Raw genomic sequence first — 22,140 nt, forward strand, 5'->3', positions numbered from 1 at the left:
AAAATTGTATTAAGCGTCAATCTTCTTGTATTTAATACGAGTAGGTGTTGCGTCATTACCGGTACGATTCTTGTAGTCGGCCTCGTATTCCTGATAGTTTCCTTCAAAGAAAACCGCTTTAGAATCACCTTCGTAGGCTAGAATATGAGTCGCGATACGGTCTAGGAACCAACGGTCATGGGAAATCACAATGGCAGCGCCCGGGAAGGCCAATAACGCATCTTCCAATGAACGTAAGGTTTCGACGTCTAGGTCGTTGGTCGGCTCATCCAGTAGCAAGACGTTGCCACCTTCTTTAAGTAACTTAGCCAAGTGCAAGCGGTTACGCTCACCACCAGACAAGTGCTTAACGAATTTCTGTTGATCGGAGCCTTTAAAATTAAAGCGACCAATGTAAGCACGAGCCGGTACTTTGTAGTTGTGAACCGTGATCATGTCTTGACCATCCGAAATTTCTTCGAAGACGGTTTTATCGCCATCTAATTCACGCATTTGGTCAACGTAAGCCAGTTGAACTGTGTCGCCTAAAGTCACGGTTCCAGTATCGGGTTTTTCGGTGCCAGCGATCATTTTAAACAGCGTTGATTTACCGGCTCCGTTACCACCAACGACTCCAACAATCGCGCCTTGTGGTACGACCATGTTGAAGTCTTCTAGTAGCATCTTATGTTCGAAGCTCTTGCTCACGCCTTCGATTTCGATGACTTTAGAACCAAGGCGAGGGCCAGGTGGAATATACAATTCGTTGGTTTCGTTACGATCTTGGAACTCTTGAGAGTTCATTTCTTCGAAACGTGCTAAACGCGCTTTGGACTTAGACTGACGACCTTTGGCGTTTTGACGAACCCATTCAAGCTCAGATTTTATGGCTTTTTGATGGGAGGCTTGTTGTTTGGCTTCTTGTTCCAAACGGGCATCTTTTTGTTCCAACCAAGAAGAGTAGTTACCTTCGTATGGAATACCATGACCACGGTCCAGTTCCAAAATCCAACCCGCCGCATTGTCTAAGAAGTAACGGTCGTGGGTAATGGCGACCACGGTACCAGGGTAATCTTTCAAGAAGCGCTCTAACCAAGCAACGGATTCAGCATCCAAGTGGTTAGTTGGCTCGTCCAGAAGGATCATGTCTGGTTTGTCCAGCAATAGACGACACAGAGCCACACGACGACGTTCACCACCTGAAAGGTGCTCAACATTCGCTTCCCAAGGTGGTAAGCGAAGTGCTTCAGCAGCAACTTCCAAGGCACGTTCTAAATTGTGGCCTTCTTTTGCTTCGATCAAGGCTTCCAATTGACCTTGCTCTTTTGCCAAGGCATCGAAGTCGGCATCGGGTTCTGCGTATTCAGCGTAAACCGCATCTAGGCGTGCCATGGCCTCGATCACATCGGTGAAGGCTTCTTCAACGATACCGCGAACGTTTTTAGTTGGATCAAGGTGAGGTTCTTGTTCCAAGTAGCCGATTTTAATGCCCGGCATCGGACGTGCTTCACCATTATGTTCGGTATCAACGCCTGCCATGATGCGTAGCAGTGTCGATTTACCCGATCCATTTAGACCCAGTACACCGATTTTTGCACCCGGAAAAAAAGAAAGGGAAATGTCTTTGAGGATTTCGCGCTTTGGGGGAACGACTTTCCCAACGCGATTCATGCTGTATACAAACTGAGCCATAAGCGTATGTATGATCCTATAGAATTGAATTGAGTGATTAAGGATTAACTGTATAGGAGAAGAATAGCATAGGCGGCTAGGTACGTGACAGTGTCCGAGGTTCTAATGAATTAGAACCAGATTATCAAAGCCGCGCCTATTACGACGAATATTGCGCCAACCCACGCACCGAGTGCTGGGCGTATTTTGGTTGTTAACCAAAGGCCGGGTAAGACCAAGACGGGGACGGTCGCCGATAGCGTCATCACGATACCAACATTGGCATTGCCTATTCCCCATACCAAAATGCTCATTCCTGTCACCATGCCAAGCGTTGCCATACCCGCTAGTTTAAAAAAGTGCGACACGGGAATGTCACGAAGGGGGCGCAATTCTGGTGAGAGCCTAGGGCGGTTATAAACAAAAAATACCAGTAGTAGGGCAAGCGCACCAACGGTGACACGAAAGGCAGAAACGGCAAACGGGTCGACACCGGCGAGTAAGGCAGGTTTCGCCAGCAGTGCCCCGCTGGCTTGTCCAACGGCACCACCAAAGGCGAGAAGAATACCGACCCAAAGACGACCTTTGGTTTGTTCCCATTCATGAGACGCGCCGCGTTTGCCAAAGAGGATGGCGATGATGACGCCTAATAACACGATGGCGCAGGCTAAAAGCTCCAAGAGCGACAGTGTTTCAGACAAGAACAGCCAACTAAGTAGAATCGACACAGGGGCATTGGTTGCGAAAAGCACACCTGCTCGGCGTGGTCCTAAGCGATGAACCGCATTAAAGAGCATTGTGTCGCCTAGAAAGATGCCGACAAACCCAGATAAAGCCAGCGGCAGCGCATAGTCCCACAGGGTGCTAGAGAAGCGTTGTTGAATGACACAAAGGAAGATCAATATAACACTTGCGATAAAAATGCGCCCGGCATTAAAGCGTGACGTACCAAACTGCTTAATTAAACTGGGTGCCATGAGGCTTGTGACGGTCCAGCATAGCGCGGCAATTAAGCCAGACAATTCGGCCAGTATCATCCGTTTCTATTCCTTAATGTTCACTTTCTATCATAGGGTAGGGTTGATATCATTTGTTTTACAGAAAGGCTCTATTTAAGAAGCCGATATTCGTATCAATTAAATGATGGATAAATCATGCGTTGCCCATTTTGTGGAGCTCAAGATACCAAAGTTCTTGATTCGCGTCTTGTTTCAGAAGGCGCACAGGTTCGGCGACGTCGTACTTGCAACGAGTGCCAAGAGCGTTTTACAACGTTCGAAGTTGCTGAGTTACAGATGCCAAAGTTGATCAAAAGCGATGGTAGCAGAGTCCCTTTTGACGATGAAAAGCTGCGTCAGGGGATTCTTAAATCGATTGAAAAAAGACCCGTTAGTATCGAAGACGTAGAAACGGCAATCGCTCGAATTAAAGAAAAGATGCAAGCTACAGGTGAGCGAGAGATTGCTTCTCGATGGTTAGGAGAAGCGGTAATGGATCAATTAAAGCGACTTGATCAAGTCGCGTATGTGCGTTTTGCTTCTGTATATCGCAGTTTTAAAGACATTAGTGAATTCCGTGAAGAGATCGAGCGTCTTGAAAGTGGTAATCCTAAAAAAGAAGCCTAATTGGCGAGCTTAAAATAATGAGTGATGAAATGCAGAAACACACTGAATATATGAGTCAAGCAGTCCAGTTGGCTAAAAAAGGGTTATACACCACTCATCCGAATCCTAGAGTGGGATGTGTCATTGTAAAAGATGATCGAATTATCGGAGAAGGCTTCCATGCGCGCGCGGGTGAAGGGCATGCTGAAGTGAATGCGCTTGCTAGCGCCATGGAAAGTGTGGAAGGCGCGACCGCGTATGTAACCTTGGAGCCTTGTAGCCATCAGGGAAAAACGCCACCGTGTGCCGATGCGCTGATAAAAGCTGGCATCGCCGTCGTTGTTTACGGTATGCAAGATCCGAATCCACAAGTAGCAGGCCGTGGTTTGGCGAAACTGGAAAAAGCGGGTGTGCAGGTAATTGGACCAGTATTAGAAAACGAATGTGAGCGCCTAAACCTTGGCTTCAATAAACGTATGCGCGAAGGCTTGCCCTATATTCGACTAAAAATGGCGATGAGTTTAGACGGTCGAACGGCCATGGAATCCGGCGAAAGCCAGTGGATTACAGGATCTGCCGCACGTCTTGATGTTCAGCGACTTCGAGCTCAAAGTGATGCGATAGTGACCGGAATTGGTTCGGTTATTCTCGATAATCCAAGTATGACGGTTCGAATTGATTCTGATGATCAAGAGGTCGATTCGAAATCAGTGCGTCAACCTTTGCGTGTGATCATGGATACTGCGCTGTCGATTCCTCCCGAAGCGAAGATTCTAAAACCAGGCAAAGAAGCGCTGATGTTTTGTGTCGAAGAAGACATTGAGCAAGAACACTTTGATGCACTGAAGAAAACGGGGGTGAATATTGAATTCGCGCCGGTTGGTGAAGATGGTCGAATGGATTTGATCGAATGCATGGGGTTGCTTGCTGATCAGGGCATTAACGAAGTGCTGGTGGAGACAGGAGCGGAATTGGCTGGCGCGTTTTTACGAGAAGGTTTAGTTGATGAACTTGTTGTGTACGTCGCGCCAAAGTTGTTGGGGTCAGACGCGAGACCGTTAATGCGCCTACCGATTGACGTGATGAAGGATGCGGTTGAACTAGAATTGGAGTCAGTTCGCTCCGTGGGGAATGACCTTAAGATGGTGTATTTTCCAAAGTACCTTGAAGAGGATGCTTTAGAGGAATAATCGTTATCCTCGTTCAGATCAAGGTCTGCGCTCAATAATTGAACTATAGTGCTATTAACGAGTGTACAAAGAAGACGTGAAAATGGCTCTGAATTTAATCGATGAAATTTTAGCGGATCTACGTCAGGGTAAGATGGTTATTCTGATGGATGATGAGGACCGCGAAAACGAGGGTGATATTATCGTTCCGGCGGAGTGCGTAACGCCAGACATTATTAATTTTATGGCGGTGCACGCGCGTGGACTGATTTGTTTGACGCTGACACCTGAGCGCTGTCAGCAATTAAACTTGCCTCTCATGGTTAATCAAAACGGCACGGTTTACAGTACAAACTTCACGCTGTCCATTGAGGCGGCAGAAGGGGTGACGACCGGCATTTCTGCTGCAGACCGAGCATTAACCGTAAAACGTGCGGTAATGGCAAATGCATTGCCAGAAGACATTGTTCAGCCTGGGCATGTTTTTCCTTTAATGGCGAAACCTGGTGGGGTATTGAGTCGAGCAGGTCATACCGAAGCTGGGTGCGATTTAGCGCGAATGGCGGGCTATGAAGCGGCTTCTGTCATCGTTGAGGTCATTAATGATGATGGAACAATGGCAAGAAGGTCAGATTTAGAAAAGTTTGCCGAGAAACATGGAATAAAAATTGGTACAATCGCCGACCTGATACACTATCGCACGCTAAATGAAACAACCGTAGTTCGAGAGTCCGAACAAGTGGTAAGTACAGAGGCGGGCGATTTTAATCTGATCACCTACCGAGACACCGTACAAAACCTGTCCCATTTGGCTTTTGTCAAAGGAGAACCCAGTGATGCTGAGCCGACCTTGGTTCGAGTACACGTGGCAGATCCTGCACGGGATTTTGCAAATATAGTGCGAGAAGGATGTCCTCCTAGTTGGACGATGTCAAGCGCACTGCAGTACATTGCAAAACAAGGTGAAGGGGTTGTTGTACTGGTTGATGTGTCGGAGAAGCAGACGGATTTGGCGATGAATTTTACATCAGCATTAACGCCTCAAACGGTTAAAAGTGCTGATAAAAGTGGGTCAGGAACCTACTTAACCGTAGGAACAGGTTCACAAATATTGCGTGATCTGGGTATTCGTAAAATGCGGCTGCTTAGTTCGCCTAAAAAGTTCTCTCTCACGGGCTTTGATTTAGAAGCCGTGGAGTTTATTCCGTACTCATCCTATATAGGTTCTGACGGTCTATCTGATAGCAATGAAACGTAATTGAGAGTGAGGCAGATATGAGCGATATTAAAACTTATGAAGGCCATTTCTCTGCACCAGGCGCGAAGTTTGCGTTGGTCGTAGGGCGCTTTAACAGCTATGTTGTAGAAAGCTTAAAAGACGGGGCCATTGATACCTTAGTTCGTCACGGGATAAACAAAGAAGACATAACAGTAGTTTATGCGCCAGGTGCTTTTGAAATCCCAATAGTGATTAAAAAAGTTGCCGAGAAGAAACAATTCGATGCCATTATTGCACTGGGGGCCGTCATACGCGGCGGGACACCTCACTTTGAATACGTTGCTGGTGAATGTGTTAAAGGGTTAGGGCAGTTGGCATTAGAGTTTGATATTCCGGTATCGTTTGGCGTATTGACAGTAGACACGATTGAGCAGGCAATAGAACGAGCAGGAACAAAAGCAGGAAATAAAGGCAGCGAAGCTGCTTTGTCTGCTCTTGAAACTGTGGCGGTTTTGCGCAGCTTAGAAGACTGAGGCATAGAATGAGCGATTTGGATAAGTCCAATACACAACCGAAAAAAGCAAAGAAACCATCGCGTTCGCAATTGCGCAGCGCGTCACGTGGATTAGCTTTGCAAGCCATTTACCAATGGCAAATGAATCATTCCGCAGTGAATGAAATTGAGACGCAATTTACGCTTGAGCAAGACATGAGCGCGTGCGATAAAGTGTACTTCCGCGATTTGTTGCAAGGCGTTACTGCAAAAGCAAAAGAGTTGGATTCTCTTTTCGAAGAGTTACTAGACCGTGCTTTATCGGAACTAGACGCAATTGAACTTGCCGTGTTGCGTATAGGTTCATACGAATTAGCGCACCGTCTTGACGTTCCATATCGCGTTGCAATTAACGAAAGTGTTGAATTGGCGAAGTCATTTGGTGCCAGTGAAAGTCACAAATACGTGAACGGTATTTTGGACAAACTTGCACAACGTGTTCGTCGTGAAGAGATTGCTGCACGACGTAATGGATAACGTCTCTAAAGAATGATTTAGAAGAGCGGTGCAAGTCAGACAGCTAAAAACAAAGCCATCGGTGAACTAAGATTACCGATGGCTTTGTTTTATGTCGGGATAAAAGCCAGTGAGGCGTACAAACAGGTAGGATGTAAAAACGGATGATGGCGGGCATTAAACGGTGAAAGAGTTTGAGTTAATTCAGTCCATTTTTCAGGCGTCGAGAATGGCCGATGTGCGTGGTCGTGACGATATACTCTGTGGGATTGGTGATGACTGTGCGCAGGTCAAGGTGCCAGCGAATCAAACCTTGGTCTTTTCGATGGATACCTTGGTTGAGGGGCGTCACTTTCCTTTTGATGCAGACCCGCGAGATATCGGCTATCGAGCGGTGGCATCCTGTGTGAGCGATCTGGCTGCGATGGGAGCAAAACCTGCGTTTTTTACGCTTGGTTTAACGCTACCGGACTCAGACCCTCAATGGCTGGCGGAACTTGCCGCAGGTATGGCCGAGTTAGCGGATCAAATCGGTTTGCTGTTGGTTGGCGGGGATACCACAAAAGGCCCTTTAACCATCACACTTCAGGTGCATGGCTACGTCGAACAAGATAAAACGCCTAGGCGAAGTGGCGCTCTAGTGGGTGACGATATCTATGTGACAGGCATGTTAGGAGACGCATCGGCCGCGGTGCCGATTGTTACTGGTGAGCTGCAAGTGTCTCCTGAACGGTTTGACTACTTCTACGAGGCGTATTGGCGGCCAATGCCACGTTTGATTGCTGGTATGGCGTTAAAAAACATCGTCAACAGCATGCTCGATATATCAGACGGATTGGCGCAAGATTTGAAACACATTACGAAAGCGTCTGATGTTGGTGCGCGTATCGAGCCAAGCAAATTGCCTTTATCTGACGCCTTGCTAGATTGGCGGCCTGAAGAGGCGCTTCGACTGGCGCTGACGGGTGGCGATGATTATGAACTGTGTTTTACGGCGCCTAAGTCTGCACGGGACGAAGTTAATATCATCATGCAAACGTTACATTTACCCTGTAGTCTTATTGGCGAAATTACCGATTCGGGCTTTGCTGTTGAAGGCTATGAAGGCGAGCTCGATGGCTGGCAGCACTTTTAAGATTATGTTGTCTAGCCTGACGTTACAATTAAAAAGTTTCTAAGTAGAGTGGATTATGTCTAACAAAATACCTTCGTCTATTTGGCGAAACCCGATTCATTTTCTGGCGTTCGGTCTAGGCTCCGGTGCTGCACCGAAAGCACCAGGCACCTTTGGCACCTTAGCGGCGATTCCTCTTTATCTCTTGATGCAGGATTTAAGCAACACGGTGTATTTTGCCGTATTAGTGATAACATCGATTGTTGGGATTTATCTGTGTGGGAAAACCTCAAAAGATCTCGGTGTTCACGATCATTCAGGGATTGTTTGGGATGAGTTTGTTGGCTACTGGATTACCATGTGGATGGCACCAACAGGGTGGGAATACATTATTGTTGGCTTCGTTTTATTCCGATTTTTTGATGTGCTGAAGCCTTGGCCAATCTCATTTATAGACAAGCGCGTGCATGGCGGCTTTGGCATTATGCTCGATGATATCATCGCGGGTATCTTTGCATTCGCGCTATTACAGCTCTATGTGGTTCTAGCCTAGAAGCATTTTCCACACGCCCAAGCTAACGAGCTTCTTCGGCTAAAAAAGGCGTATTATGCTATCGCTAATACGCCTTATGAGTTTTTCAGACTTATTCGGTCTTAATCGATATCATATTCCATTATCAAAGGAGCGTGATCAGAGAAACGCTGTCCTTTATACACGCCACCACCTTGAATCTGATTTTTGATACCAGGTGTGGTGATTTGATAGTCTAAGCGACCACCTTCATTTAATTTCCACGCACGTTCGTAATCCGGCCACCAAGTGTATTGCTTGTCTTGTTTGTTCACTTGACGATAAGCATCAATGTATTCGTGCTCGTTGAAAATCTCATTGATCCATTTTCGTTCGTCAGGCAAAAAGCCAGAATTGCGTTGATTGACAAACCAACTACTCACATCAATCGGAGAGCGAGCGACATTTGCAGTGCCACAGAAAATAAATTCGCGACGTTTACGACGAGTTTTAATTAAATGATTTTTAAATCCTTCCATAAACGCATACTTGTGCGCTTGAAGAGGTTCTTCGTTATTCGAGCCGTGTGGCGCTAAGAATGAGGCGACACTTACGTTATCAAAGTCAGCTTGAATAAAGCGACCTTCGAAATCGCATTCAGGGAAGCCCATACCCGTCATAATGGCTTTAGGCATGGCCTTACAATAGATTGCAACGCCTGCTTGTTCAGGGTCTTCCATCGAATCGAAAAAATACGTGTTGTATTCTGGAGGAAAAAAAACGCTGTCATTCAAACTGCGCTCATCAACTTGTAAGTCCTGTAAACATACAACATCTGGGTTCTGACGAACCATCCAATCGAAAAAGCCGCGTTCGGCTGCTTGTCTTATACCATTTACATTAAGGCTAATGACCTTCATTTCTGGTCCCTACAATTACTGAGCATGTGTTATATTAGCGCCAATTTACTGTAAGAGAGCATTAGAATGTGATTTTTGTCACAATTTTAAACTACGTTCTCTTTTATGCAGGCGCTCAATTTTTTATTTAGTACCTTTTCGGAGTTGGAATGAAACCTTACCAAAAAGAATTTATCGAATTCGCAATTCAGCAAAACGTATTACGTTTCGGCGAATTTACATTGAAGTCAGGACGCGTAAGTCCTTACTTCTTTAACGCTGGCCTATTCAATAGTGGGCAGGCGTTAGCAAAACTTGGCCGTTTCTACGCATCGGCGCTTATGGAAGCAGGCGTCTCTTTTGACGTTTTATTTGGCCCTGCTTACAAAGGTATTCCTTTGGCAACAACCACAGCCGTTGCATTGTATGACCATCATAATGTAGACACTCCGTACGTTTTCAACCGTAAAGAAGCGAAAGATCACGGTGAAGGCGGTACACTTGTTGGTGCACCACTAGCCGGTAATGTCATGATCATTGACGATGTCATTACAGCAGGTACGGCCATTCGCGAAGTGATGACGATCATCAAAGAAGCGAATGCAAACCCCGCTGGTGTTCTTATCGCACTAGACCGCCAAGAGCGCGGAAAAGGCGAATTGTCGGCTATTCAGGAAGTCGAAAGAGATTTTAATATGCCTGTTATTAGCATCGTTTCTCTTACTGACATCATGACGTATCTCGAAGAGCTGTCATCGCCTGAATTTGCGAAACACTTGGAAGCCATTAAAGCTTACCGAAGTGACTATGGTATTTAATGCACGTTACAATATGTCTAGCATGCAACGATAAATACTGCTCTAATAAGTCGTTTTCTTTTTACAGTTAACGACTTACCATCAAGTTCTGTGCCAAAACGTTCCACTGATCTTTCCACATACTAAGTGGTTTACTCTTGAACTCGCTGCGAACGTATTGGCGAATTTTTCCTTCTAAAAGCGATACTAAGAAGTTAGCACAAGGTGCGACTCCCATCGTCGGACGTAAACCTTGTTTTAAATCTGCTTCACGAATAATCTGCTTCAATTGCGTTTCAATTCGATCGAACAACTGAGCAATACGAACTCTTAGCCTTTCTGTTTCGCCCGCAAGCGCATCTCCAGTCAGAAGACGACACATACCAGGGTTGTGATCTGAAAACCCTAATACCAAGGTTAGAATCATTTCTGTCCGTTTTACCACGTCACTTTCTTCCTGAATGATGCGGGTAATGCGGCTGAATAAAGACTCTTCAATAAACTCGATCAAACCCTCAAACATCTTTGCTTTGCTAGGAAAGTGACGATAAAGCGCGGCTTCTGACACTCCAACTTGCTTTGCTAACGCAGCGGTCGTAATTCTCGCACCGGGACTGCTTTCGAGCATCGCTGCAAGCGCTTGAAGAATTTGGGTTCGGCGATCTGGTTTCTTGTTTGTCATGTTCGGCACCCGTCGTAAATTGACTGTCCTATAATAAGTCGTGGTAACAATAAGTCATGGCTAATAGTCGCGGTCATTAAGTCATTTCTCTCAACTTGCAAAAAGTGTGCGCTACAAGCCGTGCTTTCTCTACGCTTGTGTGGTTTTATTTTGATTCGTGATCAACGTGCCCACGCCTTCGTCTGTGAATATTTCAAGTAAGGTGGCGTGCGGTACTCGACCATCGATAATATGAGCGCTTGTTACACCAGCATTAACCGCCGACAGGGCACAACTAATTTTAGGAAGCATGCCACCGTAGATCGTGCCGTCTGCAATCAATGCATCAACTTGAGCCGTACTTAAGCCCGTTAATACTTGTCCTGATTTGTCTTGCACACCTGAGATGTTCGTAAGCAGCATCAATTTTTCTGCGTTCACGGCTTCCGCTACTTTTCCAGCGACTAGGTCAGCGTTAATGTTGTAGGCATTGCCGTCAGAATCAACGCCAATTGGTGCAATAACTGGGATTAAGTCACTGTTTTCTAAAACCTTTAAAACACTGGTGTCAATTGAGGCAACTTCGCCAACGTGACCAATGTCGACCTGTTCTGGTGCGCTCATTTCTTCCGCTTGGTGTTTAACGAACAATTTTCGTGCTTTGATAAAACCACTGTCTTTGCCAGTAATACCGATGGCTTTACCGCCTGCTTTGGAAATAAGGTTAACAATTTCTTTGTTAACCTGGCCGCCAAGCACCATTTCAACGACATCCATCGTAGCGGTATCGGTGACACGCATACCGTTAATGAATTTCGATTCTATGCTCAGTTTCTCAAGCATGTCGCCAATTTGTGGGCCGCCACCATGCACGACAATAGGATTGATGCCAATGGCTTTCATTAATACGATGTCGCGAGCGAATCCGGCTTGCAACGCTTCATCAGTCATCGCGTTGCCGCCGTATTTGATGACTAAGGTTTTGCCTGCAAAACGTTGAATGTAGGGTAGTGACTCACTCAGAACTTGAGCCACGTCTAAAGCAGATTCACGCGTGAATGCCATTGAAAAAACACTCCTATTATTGTTTGAAGTTGTTGTTTATATTCCACAATTGCCGGGAAATTATGTTAACCGATTCGAGGGTGGATACATCGAATTCCGACTTGGGTTGCTGTCGAAAATATATTTGCTGTTAGGACAAAGAGTATTGCAGAGTCTTTTGAACAAAGCTGTATGAAGTATGTAAGCAACCACTTAGGGAAGAAATAATAGCCTGATATGAATGATTAAACTATATCCAACAAGCGAAAAAATGCGGTTTTGAAGCCTTCATAATGATTATTTTATTGTCAGTGGTGCTATGGGTGAAAAAAAGAAACGCAAACACAAAAAAAGGTGAGAAATACTCACCTTTTTTGCTTGAGCTATCGTCTATGCGACGCGGGTGCCGCATATTGATTATCTCTTTTGAATAAGGCTTATTTAGTGCCCGTGTGACCAAATCCACCTTCACCGCGCTCAGAGCTTTCGAATTCGGTAACGATATCAAAGTCCGCTTGTACAACTGGCAATAAAACCAATTGTGCGACGCGCTCGCCCGGTTCGATCGTAAATTCAGTTTGTCCACGGTTCCAGCAGGAAACCATCAGCTCCCCTTGGTAGTCGGAATCGATAAGCCCCACGAGATTACCAAGCACGATGCCATGCTTATGCCCTAAACCAGAGCGCGGGAGAATGGTTGCAGCTAGGTTTGGATCTTGAATATAGATGGCAAGCCCCGTTGGTAGCAATGTCGTTTGGCCTGGTGAAAGTGTGATGGCTTCATCTAAGCAGGCGCGTAAATCCAACCCAGCAGACCCTTCCGTCGCATAAGTAGGTAGAGGGATCTCTGTGCCGATTTTATCGTTCAATACTTTAAGTTGGATGGCTTGTTTCATCTTAATTGCTCTTAGGTTCTAATGCCTTTATTTAGGCTGTTCGGTTTGAAATGTTTGAATAATGTTTACTAGATGTTTTGCAAGCTCGGTTTTACTTGCTTTCTCAGGTGTCCACTGAGCGTCTTTCGATAGGACGACGACCTGATTTTGGTCGTTGTTGAAGCCGATGTCACTGCGAGAAACATCGTTAGCAATGATCAGGTCCAGACCTTTTTTCTCAAGTTTGTCTTTGGCGTAAGTGACGACATTCTGAGTTTCCGCCGCAAACCCGATAAAATACTTAGCGGCATCTTCAGAAGAAAGGGTCGCAATAATATCTGGATTCTTGATTAAGGTGAGTTGCATCTCGTTTTCGTTTGATTGCTTTTTCATCTTCTGAGTAGCGACATCTTTAACTCGGAAGTCTGCAATGGCCGCAGCACCTATAAAAACATCTGCTTGATCTGCTGCCGCGACTCGACAAGCATAAAGCATTTCCTGAGCGCTTTTAACGTCTACTCGTTTCACACCTGATGGCATTGCTAGGTTAGTGGGGCCGCTAATCAGCGTTACCTCTGCGCCTAGATCTGCCGCCGCTTTTGCTAATGCATAGCCCATTTTTCCAGAACTGTGGTTACTGATGAATCGAACTGGGTCAATGGCTTCCATTGTCGGTCCCGCAGTAATGATCCAATGCTGACCTTTTAACTCCGCTGATTTGGGTGAAAAGTGGGCGCGAACGGCTTCAAAGATTATTTCAGGTTCTTCCATTCTGCCAAACCCGACGTCACCGCAAGCTTGCTCGCCCGCCGCTGGACCGATCATAGTGACGCCTCTTGATAAGAGGGTTTCTTTGTTTGCCTGTGTTGCGGGGTGTGCCCACATGGCTTGATTCATCGCGGGGGCGATCATGATGGGGGATTCAGTCGCAATGCACAAGGTGCTCAGTAAGTCATTGGCCATACCTTGCGCCTGACGTGCCATAAAATCAGCCGATGCGGGCGCAATCAGAATAAGATCTGCCCATTTCGCCAGTTCAATGTGCCCCATTCCAAGTTCCGCTTGAGGATCGAGCAATGTGCTACGAACAGGGTTACCAGAGATGGCTTGAAGCGTCATTTCCGTCACGAATGCTTTTGCGCCATCCGTTAAAACGACTTGTACTTCTGCCGCTTCTTTCTTTAAAAGTCGAATAAGCTGAATGCTTTTGTAAGCTGCAATACCGCCAGTAATGCCAACTAATATATGTTTGCCTGCTAGCCTTGCCATAAAGTACTTCTCAATTAATTAGAGTAGGGTTACTGTTAGGGAAGTTAATCGTTACGGTAGGCGTTTATTCGCTGTCGTAACCATTTAATATATGGACGCTAAGACTATCATGGATCAAGGAGAGAATCATGAGTATCAAGCATTGGCCGGAGCAAGAAAGGCCGAGAGAGAAGCTTATTCAAAATGGCGCAGGCGCATTGAGCGACGCGGAGTTGCTGGCGATCTTTTTACGCACTGGAACGCAAGGGATAAGTGCCGTTGAGCTGGCTCGTAGCGTATTAAGCCATTTTGGTGGACTGCGCCAATTGTTAGCGGCGACGAGAGAGGAGTTTTGCCAAGGTTTTGGCTTAGGCGACGCCAAGTACACCCAGTTACAGGCGGTGATGGAAATGTCTCGCCGCTATCTGCATGAGCAATTGGTTAAAGAGACGGTCTTCCACAACGCCGATCATGTGAAATCCTACCTATCGAGTCAATTAAGACACTCTCCACGAGAGAAATTTGTCGCTCTTTTCTTAGACAGCCAGCATCGTCTTATTCGCTATCAAGAGTTATTTCACGGCACAATTGACAGTGCAGCGGTATACCCAAGAGAAATAGTGAAAGCGGCGCTGATCAACAATGCGGCCGCCATTATCGTGGCGCATAATCACCCATCAGGCGTCTGTGAGCCTAGCCAGTCAGATATTCATATAACAAGCCGTATTAAAAAAGCATTGGCGTTAATCGATGTCGCGCTCCTAGACCATTTTATTGTTGGCGAAGGGCAACCTCTGTCGTTGGCAGAACGAGGGTATGTATAAGTTCAACATGCTGATTGAGTACGTCCTAATACAGGATATAGGACGTACGACGAGCCATTTCCGCCTATTGTCACGTTATCTTTGAACCTACTACAGGTAATGTGATTATGATTCGAATTCTAATGGTTTTGTGTGTTGTTTGTTCTATCAGTCTGTTTAATATCGTGAAGGCCAGTGACGTTACGTCTGCTGGCGGCGCTGTTGTTGAAATACAAAAAGTCGAGATAAAAAATGTCGAGATACACAACGTCGGCATGCAAAATTTGCGTGTCTTCTCGGAAAGTCGCAAGGAAGATATTGCTTTCAAAGTTTGGTATCCAACCTCGATTAAAGAGGCTTCAACGGTTTTTGACAGCAGTCGTATTTTTAAAGGTGCCTCTGTTGTAAAAGAGGCAAATGTTGCAATGGGTCAATACCCATTAATTGTGATGTCTCATGGGTCGGGCGCGAACAACGATACGTTAGCGTGGCTTGCGACTGAACTCGCGAAAACGGGTTTTATTGTTGCGGCGCCCAACCATCCAGGTACAACATCGGGGGATTCCACTCCGGTCGATACGCCCAAATTGTGGCAACGTACGGACGATCTTTCTCTTTTGGTGGGTTATATGATTGATCGATGGTCTGGTCGTAAGCAGGTAGATGCTCAGAGCGTCGGTGTATTAGGATTTTCACTGGGTGGGGCGGCGGCGATGTCTTTAGTCGGAGCGCGTACAAATCTCGAGGACTACGCTGTTTACTGCGAAACTTTTCCTAATATGGCGGACTGCCATTGGTTTAATTCCACAGTGGGTTATGTTGACGGAAAGCAGGTTCAGATGGCGTCTTTTGATCTTAGACAAACCGACAAGCGTAAATTTGAGCAGTTAAATATAGATCGCCGCATTAAATCCGCTGTCTTAGTTGACCCCTCTGTTGCACAAGCGTTCGATGCTCACAGCTTGCGCTCAATCTCGATACCGATGCACTTCATCAATTTAGGCGACCCCGAAACGGTGCCTGTTTCAGTGGCGTCCCGCGCTTTGTCTGAGACAGTAATGAATGGTCGAATAGATTATGTGTCTGAGGCTGTTCATTTCAGCTTTTTGCCTGAGTGCAAATCTGGTGCGAAAGCGTTTCTAGAGAGAGTAGGGGAAACAGACCCTTTATGTGATGAAGTCGGGAGCAGAACCAGAAAAAGCATACATGATGAGCTTGTGAGGCTTATTCGTTCTACTTTTCATCGTACGTTGTAAGGAAATAAAGAAGACGTAGCGCAAAAACTGATCATTTTTTAACAAAATAATTGCTCTTTAGGGGCTCGTATGTGAAAATACGCGCCGCTATTCAGCTGGTATGGGATTTTTTTGATTCGTTGGGAATCATGCTCCGCCTGAGAAAGTTTATACTTTCAATAGTTTTGGATAGCAACGAAAGGTATTAGATTATGTCTCGCGTATGTCAAGTTACAGGGAAACGTCCTGTTACAGGTAACAACGTTTCTCACTCTAAGCGTCGCACTAAGCGCCGTTTTCTTCCTAACCTTCACTGGCACCGTTTTTGGGTAGACAGCGAAAACCGTTACGTTCGTATCCGTGTATCTTCTAAAGGTATGCGTATTATCGATAAAAAAGGCATCGATGCAGTTCTTGCTGATATGCGTGCTAACGGCGAAAAAGTATAAGGAACTGAATTATGGCTTCTAAAGGCGCTCGCGATTTGATTCGCATGGTATCTTCTGCAGGTACTGGTCATTTTTACACTACAGACAAGAACAAACGTAACACTCCAGATAAACTGGAAATGAAAAAGTTTGATCCTGTAGTGCGTAAGCACGTAATGTACAAAGAAGCGAAAATCAAATAATTTTTGCTTTCTCAAGTACATAAAAAAACCGGCATAATGGCCGGTTTTTTTATGTCTTTTTTCTGGTTTTATCCGTAAGGAAATGTAAAAAAATTCTCCTTTATACCCCATATGGGGGTTTCCCCCAATCTTGAACAAAAGGTTAAATTTTGCTTTATTCTTGTTTAAGGAGAGGGACATGTTTCGCGCATTTAGAATAAGGTTCAGTACTCTGGCTGTTCTGTCTATTATCTTAACTGCTTGCGGAGGTGGAGGAGGTGATGACTCTACGAATTCTAGTTCAAGTAATAATGAATCAGGGACTGGTTTCACTGGTACGACAGCATTTTCAGATAGCCTTGTAAGCGGTAAGCGATTCTATGACGTATATATCGAAGAGGGAGAGGCGGAGCCCTATGGGATTGCTACTATTCTATTCGATAACAGCCACGTAAAAGTCGGTGACGGTTATATTGAGTCTAGTGAGAACGAAAAGTACTTTATTGAGCAATATACTTGGGATGTGCTCGACAATGGCAACTTATTGGTCACTTCGACTGACAGTGATGAAAGTTTGGTTGGGAAAGTCCTGTCAGCCCATACCGATTATATCGAAGTTTGTTTCGAAGAATCGGGAGAAACGGGTAACTGTGATAAAGAGCTCTTATTTAGTGACAAGGCAAAAGCTAAGGCTTATATCGCGTCGAACTCGCCTGTGGGAACATCAATCAACCTAAATAGCATTACGGACTCTGCATTAAACGCCGCTTTCCGAGACCTCGAATACGATTATGTAGAGCAAGTTTATGAAATCGACTTACCCAAGTTTGACATACAGTCTTTAGCTGGCTTGAATCAGTTTATGGAATTGTATCGATTGGTCGTCCCAGAAAACCACATAACGGATATCAGTTCTTTGTCGGCTTTGACAAAAATGGAGATTTTGGATTTAGCGGATCAGACGGACGCGTCGACTGGCGATGATATAAACCTTCTTAGTTACGATGCTATTTATAGTATGAAAGGGTTAGTTTACTTAGCGCTCACACAGTTAGGCAACAATGTTACGCCTACCAAGTTTGAGCTAGACACTTTTTTAGCTGCGAGTACCGCTAAGAACGATATAGAGGTCTTAGCGTTCTATAAGTTAGCGCTTGATAATGACGATGTGTCTGCGATTAATTCCTTGCCAAATTTGCGCGTACTGGCCATTGATGAGGGGGAGGTTAGCGACTTCTCATCCTGGAATAATAACTGGAGTAAACTTCAGCAGTTGAGAGTGGGTTGGAATACTGACAGCTCAAATACTAAAGTGACGTTTGACCTCAATACTATGATTAGTAAGAGCTTAAACTTAGATAATCTTACTAAACTTGAACTTGCGAAAACCTCAATCACGGAGGCAGATCTTGCAACGATTGTTTCTGGCGTTGGTAGTAAACTCCGTTACTTGGATCTGCGCTCTACGAACATTGACTCATACTCCAATTTATCGAATGCAAGTATGCCGAACTTAGAGAGATTAAAACTAAGGCCCTTAAACTATGGCAATGATGCGTACGATCTTAGTGGTACATTGCCGTTTACAGCCTCAAAACTAACCAAATTGTATTTGGAGGATGGCGACATTAGCAATTTTACAATCTCTAATTTTTCCAGTTTGACGAAACTTCAAATATCGGGTTCAAATGTAATCAGTGAATCGGTTAATGGTTTTGTCAGCGCATTAAACGCTTTATCTAACTTCGATACTCTTGTGATTCGAAGAGACGCTAAACTGTCTGGTGTGACAGTTAGCTGTGGTGATCTAGTAGGGTTAAAGTCGAGTATCTCCTGCACTGATACTTAGTACAGCTCTCAATAGAGGGCTGTTTCATGGTCCTCTATTTTCCTTCATTTTTGTTCTTATATTCGTCGCTCGCTTTTTAGAGTGCGTCCAAGGTTGGTGGTCACACCTTTGTTCGCTTCTATTGGTAATTGGGTTATTAACTTATGTGTATTATTTGTAGTATAAAAAATGTACATTTCTGTGTGTGTTCCTTCTTTATTCTTTGTCGAGGGACCGTGTGAGCAAGGCCACTGGCTTTTGCATGTAGATCGTATTTTTTCGAGGTTAGTTTCACTGTTCAATATTGAATATATTGGCTAGGAAGTTAACAAAGAATAAAGTGAGTGCGAATTTAACTTGAAGTACGGCACGCCCTTTTGGGTCTTTCAAAGAAACAGACTATCTTCGTTAAGAGAGATTAAAAGGTATTAACATTTCTGCTCGTTCTCGCCTTAATAGGCTGTTCTCTGATAAGACTTATTCGTACCTACCCTAGGGTTATAGAATGGATATTGAGATTGTAGATGCTGTAAGCGCGTTGTATTCGACAATTAATGCACCAAAGCGTAATGAAGAAACATACGATCGGCTTGCCTATGTATTTGGCGCAGCGGGTGTGACTCAATACAGTGAAAGTAATCAATCGTTCAATCTTCAAATATCGTCCAGCGTTTATAAGCATTACGGAGCGGAATTTGCCGAATACAATAAGCGTTACTCTCAATACGAATCTGAGGGGGTAAACCGTTTATTTGAAGAGGGTACTTACGGTTGGCTCACTGAGCAGGATGCTTGGCCGGATGAGGATAATGTTCTTGATCGAGAGGATTTCCTTTTCATCAGAAAAAAGACCGGATTGGCTAAAACAGTCGGGGTAAACCTATCTGAGCCCGTTGGTTGGAAGCACGCTGTTATTATCCATTACCCTGAGATAGTGAAAAACATCCCCAAAAACTTAGATAAACATATCGAATTACTCGCGCCTCATATTGCTAAGACTGTAAATTTGAACAGTTTCCTTCATGGGCTTTACTGTAAATATCAAGCGGTATTGTCTGTACTAGACGGTTTATGTGTTGCGGTATGTGTGTGTGATTATCAAGGGAATATCATCGTTTCGAACAGACTGGCACAGGACATTCTTTCCATGAAGGATGGCGTCTATTTAAAGAATCGAAAATTATGTTTTTCAAATACAGAGCAAAACGCGCAGTTTCGGGACGGTACTCAAAAAATGGCTGACACCTCGCAAGGAAAAGGGGGTCTAACCGGCGTCTCGTTTTTTATCGAACGTCCATCAGGCAAGCATCCACTTTATGTTGAGCAATCGCCCATAAGGGACGGGTGTTACGAAGTTGAGAACAATCTTAGTGGCAGTATTATTTATATAATAGACACTCAGTCTCCTCCCGAGATAGACGTCTCTGTATTTGCAAGTGTGATTTCATTAACGCCGAGTGAAGCCCATATTTCAAATATGATCTTCAAAGGGTTAAAAGATCGAGATATGGCCGATTATCGAGGAGTTTCGGTAGAGACCGTAAGAAAGCAGATTAAATCAATATTGTCGAAGGCTCAGGTAAACAGTCGAATCGAGCTGCTGATAAAGGCTGTCTCTATTCGGCCACCCATTTTGTAAACGTTTCTAATATTTTTATAGAAGTCGTGTAAGGAGAGATTGCTGTGTCACATCATCAAGATTTCAATGATTCACATCTTCTTCAAGTGATAGAAGACATATATGCGTATGGTTTTGATCACCAAGATTGGGATAAACCGCTCGAAGGCCTATGTCGTTTATTACGAGCAAAGAGCGGCGGGCTATTTTTCTTAGATCATAAAAAGCGAATATTTCGAGCTCTTGGTGTCTATAACATTTCTGAAGAATTTATTGAAAAATACAAGCAGCTTGGAGCCTTAGACGCTACGGCAACGGTGATGATACCGCTGCCGGAAGGCGCAGCGAGAGCCGCGATTGATCATAAAGTCTCACGTACTGAGCATGTCGATTTTTACGATAAAATATTGTTAAAAGCGAATCTAGGTTATATTGCTGCACTCAATATCTGTAACCACGAGAATTACTTTGTCGGTATCGGTATTCATCGAGGAATGGAATCGGAGCAATTTTCGAAGGATGAGGTGAAGGTACTGGAAAGGCTTTATTCTCATTTTCGAAGAGTCTTTGAAACAGCGGACATATTAGAGCGTCTTAAACAAAAGGAAGCCATTTTGGTGCACCTGCTCTCCAAGGTGCCATTGGGTATTGTGCTAGTCGATGCTTCTTTAAAAGTACATTATCAAAATGATTTAGCGTATTCATTGATGAAGCAAGATCTAGGCTTGAGTATCTCTAAGAACAATTCGTTGCTGGGCGCTGATACTGAAAGTCTTAAGCGTTTAAAGTCATTGGTGATTCAAGCTGCAGAAGACGATGGTAAAGATGTGTCTGTGCACCATTCTCCCATTTTATTTCCGTCGCTAAATGAGCATCCGCTGTCTGTTACTATCGCTCCCTCTCCTATAGAAAGCTCTCTTTATAGTCCTGATCTTGTGCCTTTGTATATCTCTCATCCCCTTGTTGCCTCATTTGTTTCAGTGGATATGTTACAAGCGATTTATCCTTTGACGAAGGCTGAGGCCGAGATTGTTATCCTCTTATTAGGCGGCAGTACGTTAAATGACATTACTTCTGTTAGAGGGAGTTCCAAACAGACGGTCAGGAGTCAGCTCAAATCGATTTTTTCAAAGCTAAATGTGAGCTCTCAGCAAGAGTTAATTCGCTATTTGATTACAGGGTCGTTAAATCTCGTTGGCTGATGCACTTACTAGAAAAAACGATTAATAAGACGACTGTGTGAACAACAGGCAACGCATATTATAATCTCATGAAAATGAGTATTAGATTGTAGGAGCCTTTAGTGCCAGAACTTCCCGAAGTCGAAACCACAAAACGTGGGATCGAGCCAAATATTGTAAATAAGACCATACAACAGGTTGTCATTCGTCAGCCTAAACTTCGTTGGCCAATTCCTGATGCGGTAAATGCATTGTCAGGTCAAAAGGTAGAAAGCGTGTCTAGACGTGGGAAGTACATTGGTGTCCATACTAAAGCAGGGACATTAATCATTCACTTAGGTATGTCTGGTAGTTTGTATTTTGTCGATGCGGGAACGCCGCCGCTGTTTCATGATCATGTCGATATTGAGTTTTCGGATTCACCAATTGTGATGCGTTATACCGACCCACGTCGCTTTGGCGCAATGCTTTGGCAACCTGGCGACTGGTTGGAACATGAATTGCTTAAGAGTCTGGGGCCAGAACCTCTGACTGATGCGTTTCATGCGGATTACTTGTATGAAAGGGCGCAAGGACGAAAGCAGGCCATAAAAATGTTCATTATGGACAGTAAGGTGGTGGTTGGTGTGGGCAATATCTATGCAAATGAAGCCTTGTTCAAAGCGGGTATTCACCCAAAGAGGGCAGCAGGTAAGATTAGTCGAGCCCGATTGGAAGCGTTTGTTGCATCCATAAAAGAGGTCTTGTCCGCTGCAATAGAGCAAGGTGGTACAACCTTAAAAGACTTTGTGGGTGGTGATGGAAAACCAGGGTATTTCAAACAAGAATTGGCCGTTTACGGGCGTGGTGGAGAGAAGTGTATAAGCTGCTCTAATGAACTTTCAGAAATACGTTTAGGACAGCGAAGTACCGTATATTGCAATAACTGCCAGACATAGCTTTCAGAGTTTGATATACGATATTTAGTCTTTTTTTTAAAATGTTCGCTATCTTAGAAATAAGTCATTTTTATGAAAGTCTGGCTTAAAAAGCAAAAAAAGCGCGTTTTTTTGCACATTAAATGGC

General features: G+C 44.6%; 23 protein-coding genes. 16 read left to right on the plus strand and 7 right to left on the minus strand.

What is annotated here, in order from left to right; translation table 11 throughout:
* Positions 1-9: 9 nt before the first annotated feature.
* Positions 10-1,671: an energy-dependent translational throttle protein EttA gene (ettA, locus tag MARME_RS02485; RefSeq protein WP_013659697.1), complete on the minus strand. Its 1,662-nt coding sequence runs from the start codon at positions 1,669-1,671 to the stop codon at positions 10-12.
* Positions 1,672-1,781: 110 nt separating this feature from the next.
* Complete coding sequence (locus tag MARME_RS02490) at positions 1,782-2,687, minus strand: DMT family transporter (protein WP_013659698.1); 906 nt, start codon at positions 2,685-2,687, stop codon at positions 1,782-1,784.
* 117 nt (positions 2,688-2,804) lie between these two features.
* Here MARME_RS02490 and nrdR point away from each other — a divergent pair, with 117 nt between their 5' ends.
* The 7 genes from nrdR to MARME_RS02525 all read left to right on the plus strand — a co-directional run bounded on the left by nrdR (position 2,805) and on the right by MARME_RS02525 (position 8,318).
* The gene (nrdR, locus tag MARME_RS02495) at positions 2,805-3,275 is read left to right on the plus strand and encodes a transcriptional regulator NrdR (RefSeq protein WP_013659699.1); all 471 of its coding nucleotides are present in this window, start codon (positions 2,805-2,807) and stop codon (positions 3,273-3,275) included.
* A 17-nt stretch (positions 3,276-3,292) separates the two neighbouring features.
* Positions 3,293-4,444: a bifunctional diaminohydroxyphosphoribosylaminopyrimidine deaminase/5-amino-6-(5-phosphoribosylamino)uracil reductase RibD gene (ribD, locus tag MARME_RS02500; protein ID WP_013659700.1), complete on the plus strand. Its 1,152-nt coding sequence runs from the start codon at positions 3,293-3,295 to the stop codon at positions 4,442-4,444.
* Between the two features lie 82 nt (positions 4,445-4,526).
* Positions 4,527-5,681, plus strand: coding sequence for a bifunctional 3,4-dihydroxy-2-butanone-4-phosphate synthase/GTP cyclohydrolase II (gene ribBA / locus MARME_RS02505; protein WP_013659701.1), 1,155 nt, complete (start codon positions 4,527-4,529; stop codon positions 5,679-5,681).
* Between the two features lie 17 nt (positions 5,682-5,698).
* Positions 5,699-6,175, plus strand: coding sequence for a 6,7-dimethyl-8-ribityllumazine synthase (gene ribH, locus MARME_RS02510; RefSeq protein WP_013659702.1), 477 nt, complete (start codon positions 5,699-5,701; stop codon positions 6,173-6,175).
* An 8-nt stretch (positions 6,176-6,183) separates the two neighbouring features.
* Entirely contained in the window at positions 6,184-6,672 is a 489-nt protein-coding gene (nusB, locus tag MARME_RS02515) for a transcription antitermination factor NusB (RefSeq protein ID WP_013659703.1), read from the plus strand.
* Positions 6,673-6,835: 163 nt separating this feature from the next.
* On the plus strand, positions 6,836-7,786 hold the full coding sequence (gene thiL / locus MARME_RS02520) for a thiamine-phosphate kinase (RefSeq protein ID WP_013659704.1): 951 nt from the start codon (positions 6,836-6,838) through the stop codon (positions 7,784-7,786).
* A gap of 55 nt (positions 7,787-7,841) precedes the next feature.
* Positions 7,842-8,318, plus strand: a complete 477-nt coding sequence (locus MARME_RS02525) for a phosphatidylglycerophosphatase A family protein (RefSeq protein ID WP_013659705.1) — start codon at positions 7,842-7,844, stop codon at positions 8,316-8,318.
* Positions 8,319-8,419: 101 nt separating this feature from the next.
* Here the strand turns inward: MARME_RS02525 and MARME_RS02530 are convergent, their stop codons facing one another.
* Entirely contained in the window at positions 8,420-9,196 is a 777-nt protein-coding gene (locus tag MARME_RS02530) for an exodeoxyribonuclease III (RefSeq protein ID WP_013659706.1), read from the minus strand.
* A 149-nt stretch (positions 9,197-9,345) separates the two neighbouring features.
* Here MARME_RS02530 and pyrE point away from each other — a divergent pair, with 149 nt between their 5' ends.
* The gene (gene pyrE, locus MARME_RS02535) at positions 9,346-9,993 is read left to right on the plus strand and encodes an orotate phosphoribosyltransferase (protein WP_013659707.1); all 648 of its coding nucleotides are present in this window, start codon (positions 9,346-9,348) and stop codon (positions 9,991-9,993) included.
* Positions 9,994-10,060: 67 nt separating this feature from the next.
* Here pyrE and slmA read toward each other — a convergent pair whose 3' ends face one another.
* The 4 genes from slmA to coaBC all read right to left on the minus strand — a co-directional run bounded on the left by slmA (position 10,061) and on the right by coaBC (position 13,821).
* The gene (gene slmA / locus MARME_RS02540; RefSeq protein WP_013659708.1) at positions 10,061-10,654 is read right to left on the minus strand and encodes a nucleoid occlusion factor SlmA; all 594 of its coding nucleotides are present in this window, start codon (positions 10,652-10,654) and stop codon (positions 10,061-10,063) included.
* A gap of 129 nt (positions 10,655-10,783) precedes the next feature.
* Complete coding sequence (gene argB / locus MARME_RS02545) at positions 10,784-11,698, minus strand: acetylglutamate kinase (protein ID WP_013659709.1); 915 nt, start codon at positions 11,696-11,698, stop codon at positions 10,784-10,786.
* A gap of 416 nt (positions 11,699-12,114) precedes the next feature.
* Positions 12,115-12,573: a dUTP diphosphatase gene (gene dut / locus MARME_RS02550; RefSeq protein ID WP_013659710.1), complete on the minus strand. Its 459-nt coding sequence runs from the start codon at positions 12,571-12,573 to the stop codon at positions 12,115-12,117.
* 27 nt (positions 12,574-12,600) lie between these two features.
* Positions 12,601-13,821: a bifunctional phosphopantothenoylcysteine decarboxylase/phosphopantothenate--cysteine ligase CoaBC gene (coaBC, locus tag MARME_RS02555; RefSeq protein ID WP_013659711.1), complete on the minus strand. Its 1,221-nt coding sequence runs from the start codon at positions 13,819-13,821 to the stop codon at positions 12,601-12,603.
* A 128-nt stretch (positions 13,822-13,949) separates the two neighbouring features.
* Between coaBC and radC the strand changes: the two genes are divergently transcribed.
* The 8 genes from radC to mutM all read left to right on the plus strand — a co-directional run bounded on the left by radC (position 13,950) and on the right by mutM (position 22,013).
* On the plus strand, positions 13,950-14,624 hold the full coding sequence (gene radC, locus MARME_RS02560) for a RadC family protein (RefSeq protein WP_013659712.1): 675 nt from the start codon (positions 13,950-13,952) through the stop codon (positions 14,622-14,624).
* A 107-nt stretch (positions 14,625-14,731) separates the two neighbouring features.
* Positions 14,732-15,859 (plus strand): alpha/beta hydrolase family protein, encoded by a 1,128-nt coding sequence (locus MARME_RS02565; protein WP_013659713.1) that lies wholly within the window; start codon positions 14,732-14,734, stop codon positions 15,857-15,859.
* A 191-nt stretch (positions 15,860-16,050) separates the two neighbouring features.
* Positions 16,051-16,287 carry a 50S ribosomal protein L28 gene (rpmB, locus tag MARME_RS02570; protein ID WP_013659714.1) on the plus strand — a complete coding sequence of 79 codons (237 nt, stop codon included), beginning with the start codon at positions 16,051-16,053 and terminating at the stop codon, positions 16,285-16,287.
* An 11-nt stretch (positions 16,288-16,298) separates the two neighbouring features.
* Positions 16,299-16,469, plus strand: coding sequence for a 50S ribosomal protein L33 (gene rpmG, locus MARME_RS02575; protein WP_011978459.1), 171 nt, complete (start codon positions 16,299-16,301; stop codon positions 16,467-16,469).
* Positions 16,470-16,647: 178 nt separating this feature from the next.
* The gene (locus MARME_RS02580; protein WP_013659715.1) at positions 16,648-18,297 is read left to right on the plus strand and encodes a leucine-rich repeat domain-containing protein; all 1,650 of its coding nucleotides are present in this window, start codon (positions 16,648-16,650) and stop codon (positions 18,295-18,297) included.
* 484 nt (positions 18,298-18,781) lie between these two features.
* Complete coding sequence (locus MARME_RS02585) at positions 18,782-19,915, plus strand: helix-turn-helix transcriptional regulator (RefSeq protein ID WP_013659716.1); 1,134 nt, start codon at positions 18,782-18,784, stop codon at positions 19,913-19,915.
* 44 nt (positions 19,916-19,959) lie between these two features.
* Positions 19,960-21,096 (plus strand): helix-turn-helix transcriptional regulator, encoded by a 1,137-nt coding sequence (locus tag MARME_RS02590; RefSeq protein WP_013659717.1) that lies wholly within the window; start codon positions 19,960-19,962, stop codon positions 21,094-21,096.
* 101 nt (positions 21,097-21,197) lie between these two features.
* Complete coding sequence (mutM, locus tag MARME_RS02595; RefSeq protein ID WP_013659718.1) at positions 21,198-22,013, plus strand: bifunctional DNA-formamidopyrimidine glycosylase/DNA-(apurinic or apyrimidinic site) lyase; 816 nt, start codon at positions 21,198-21,200, stop codon at positions 22,011-22,013.
* Positions 22,014-22,140: the final 127 nt, after the last annotated feature.

This window comes from Marinomonas mediterranea MMB-1 (genome assembly GCF_000192865.1).
GTDB lineage: Bacteria > Pseudomonadota > Gammaproteobacteria > Pseudomonadales > Marinomonadaceae > Marinomonas > Marinomonas mediterranea.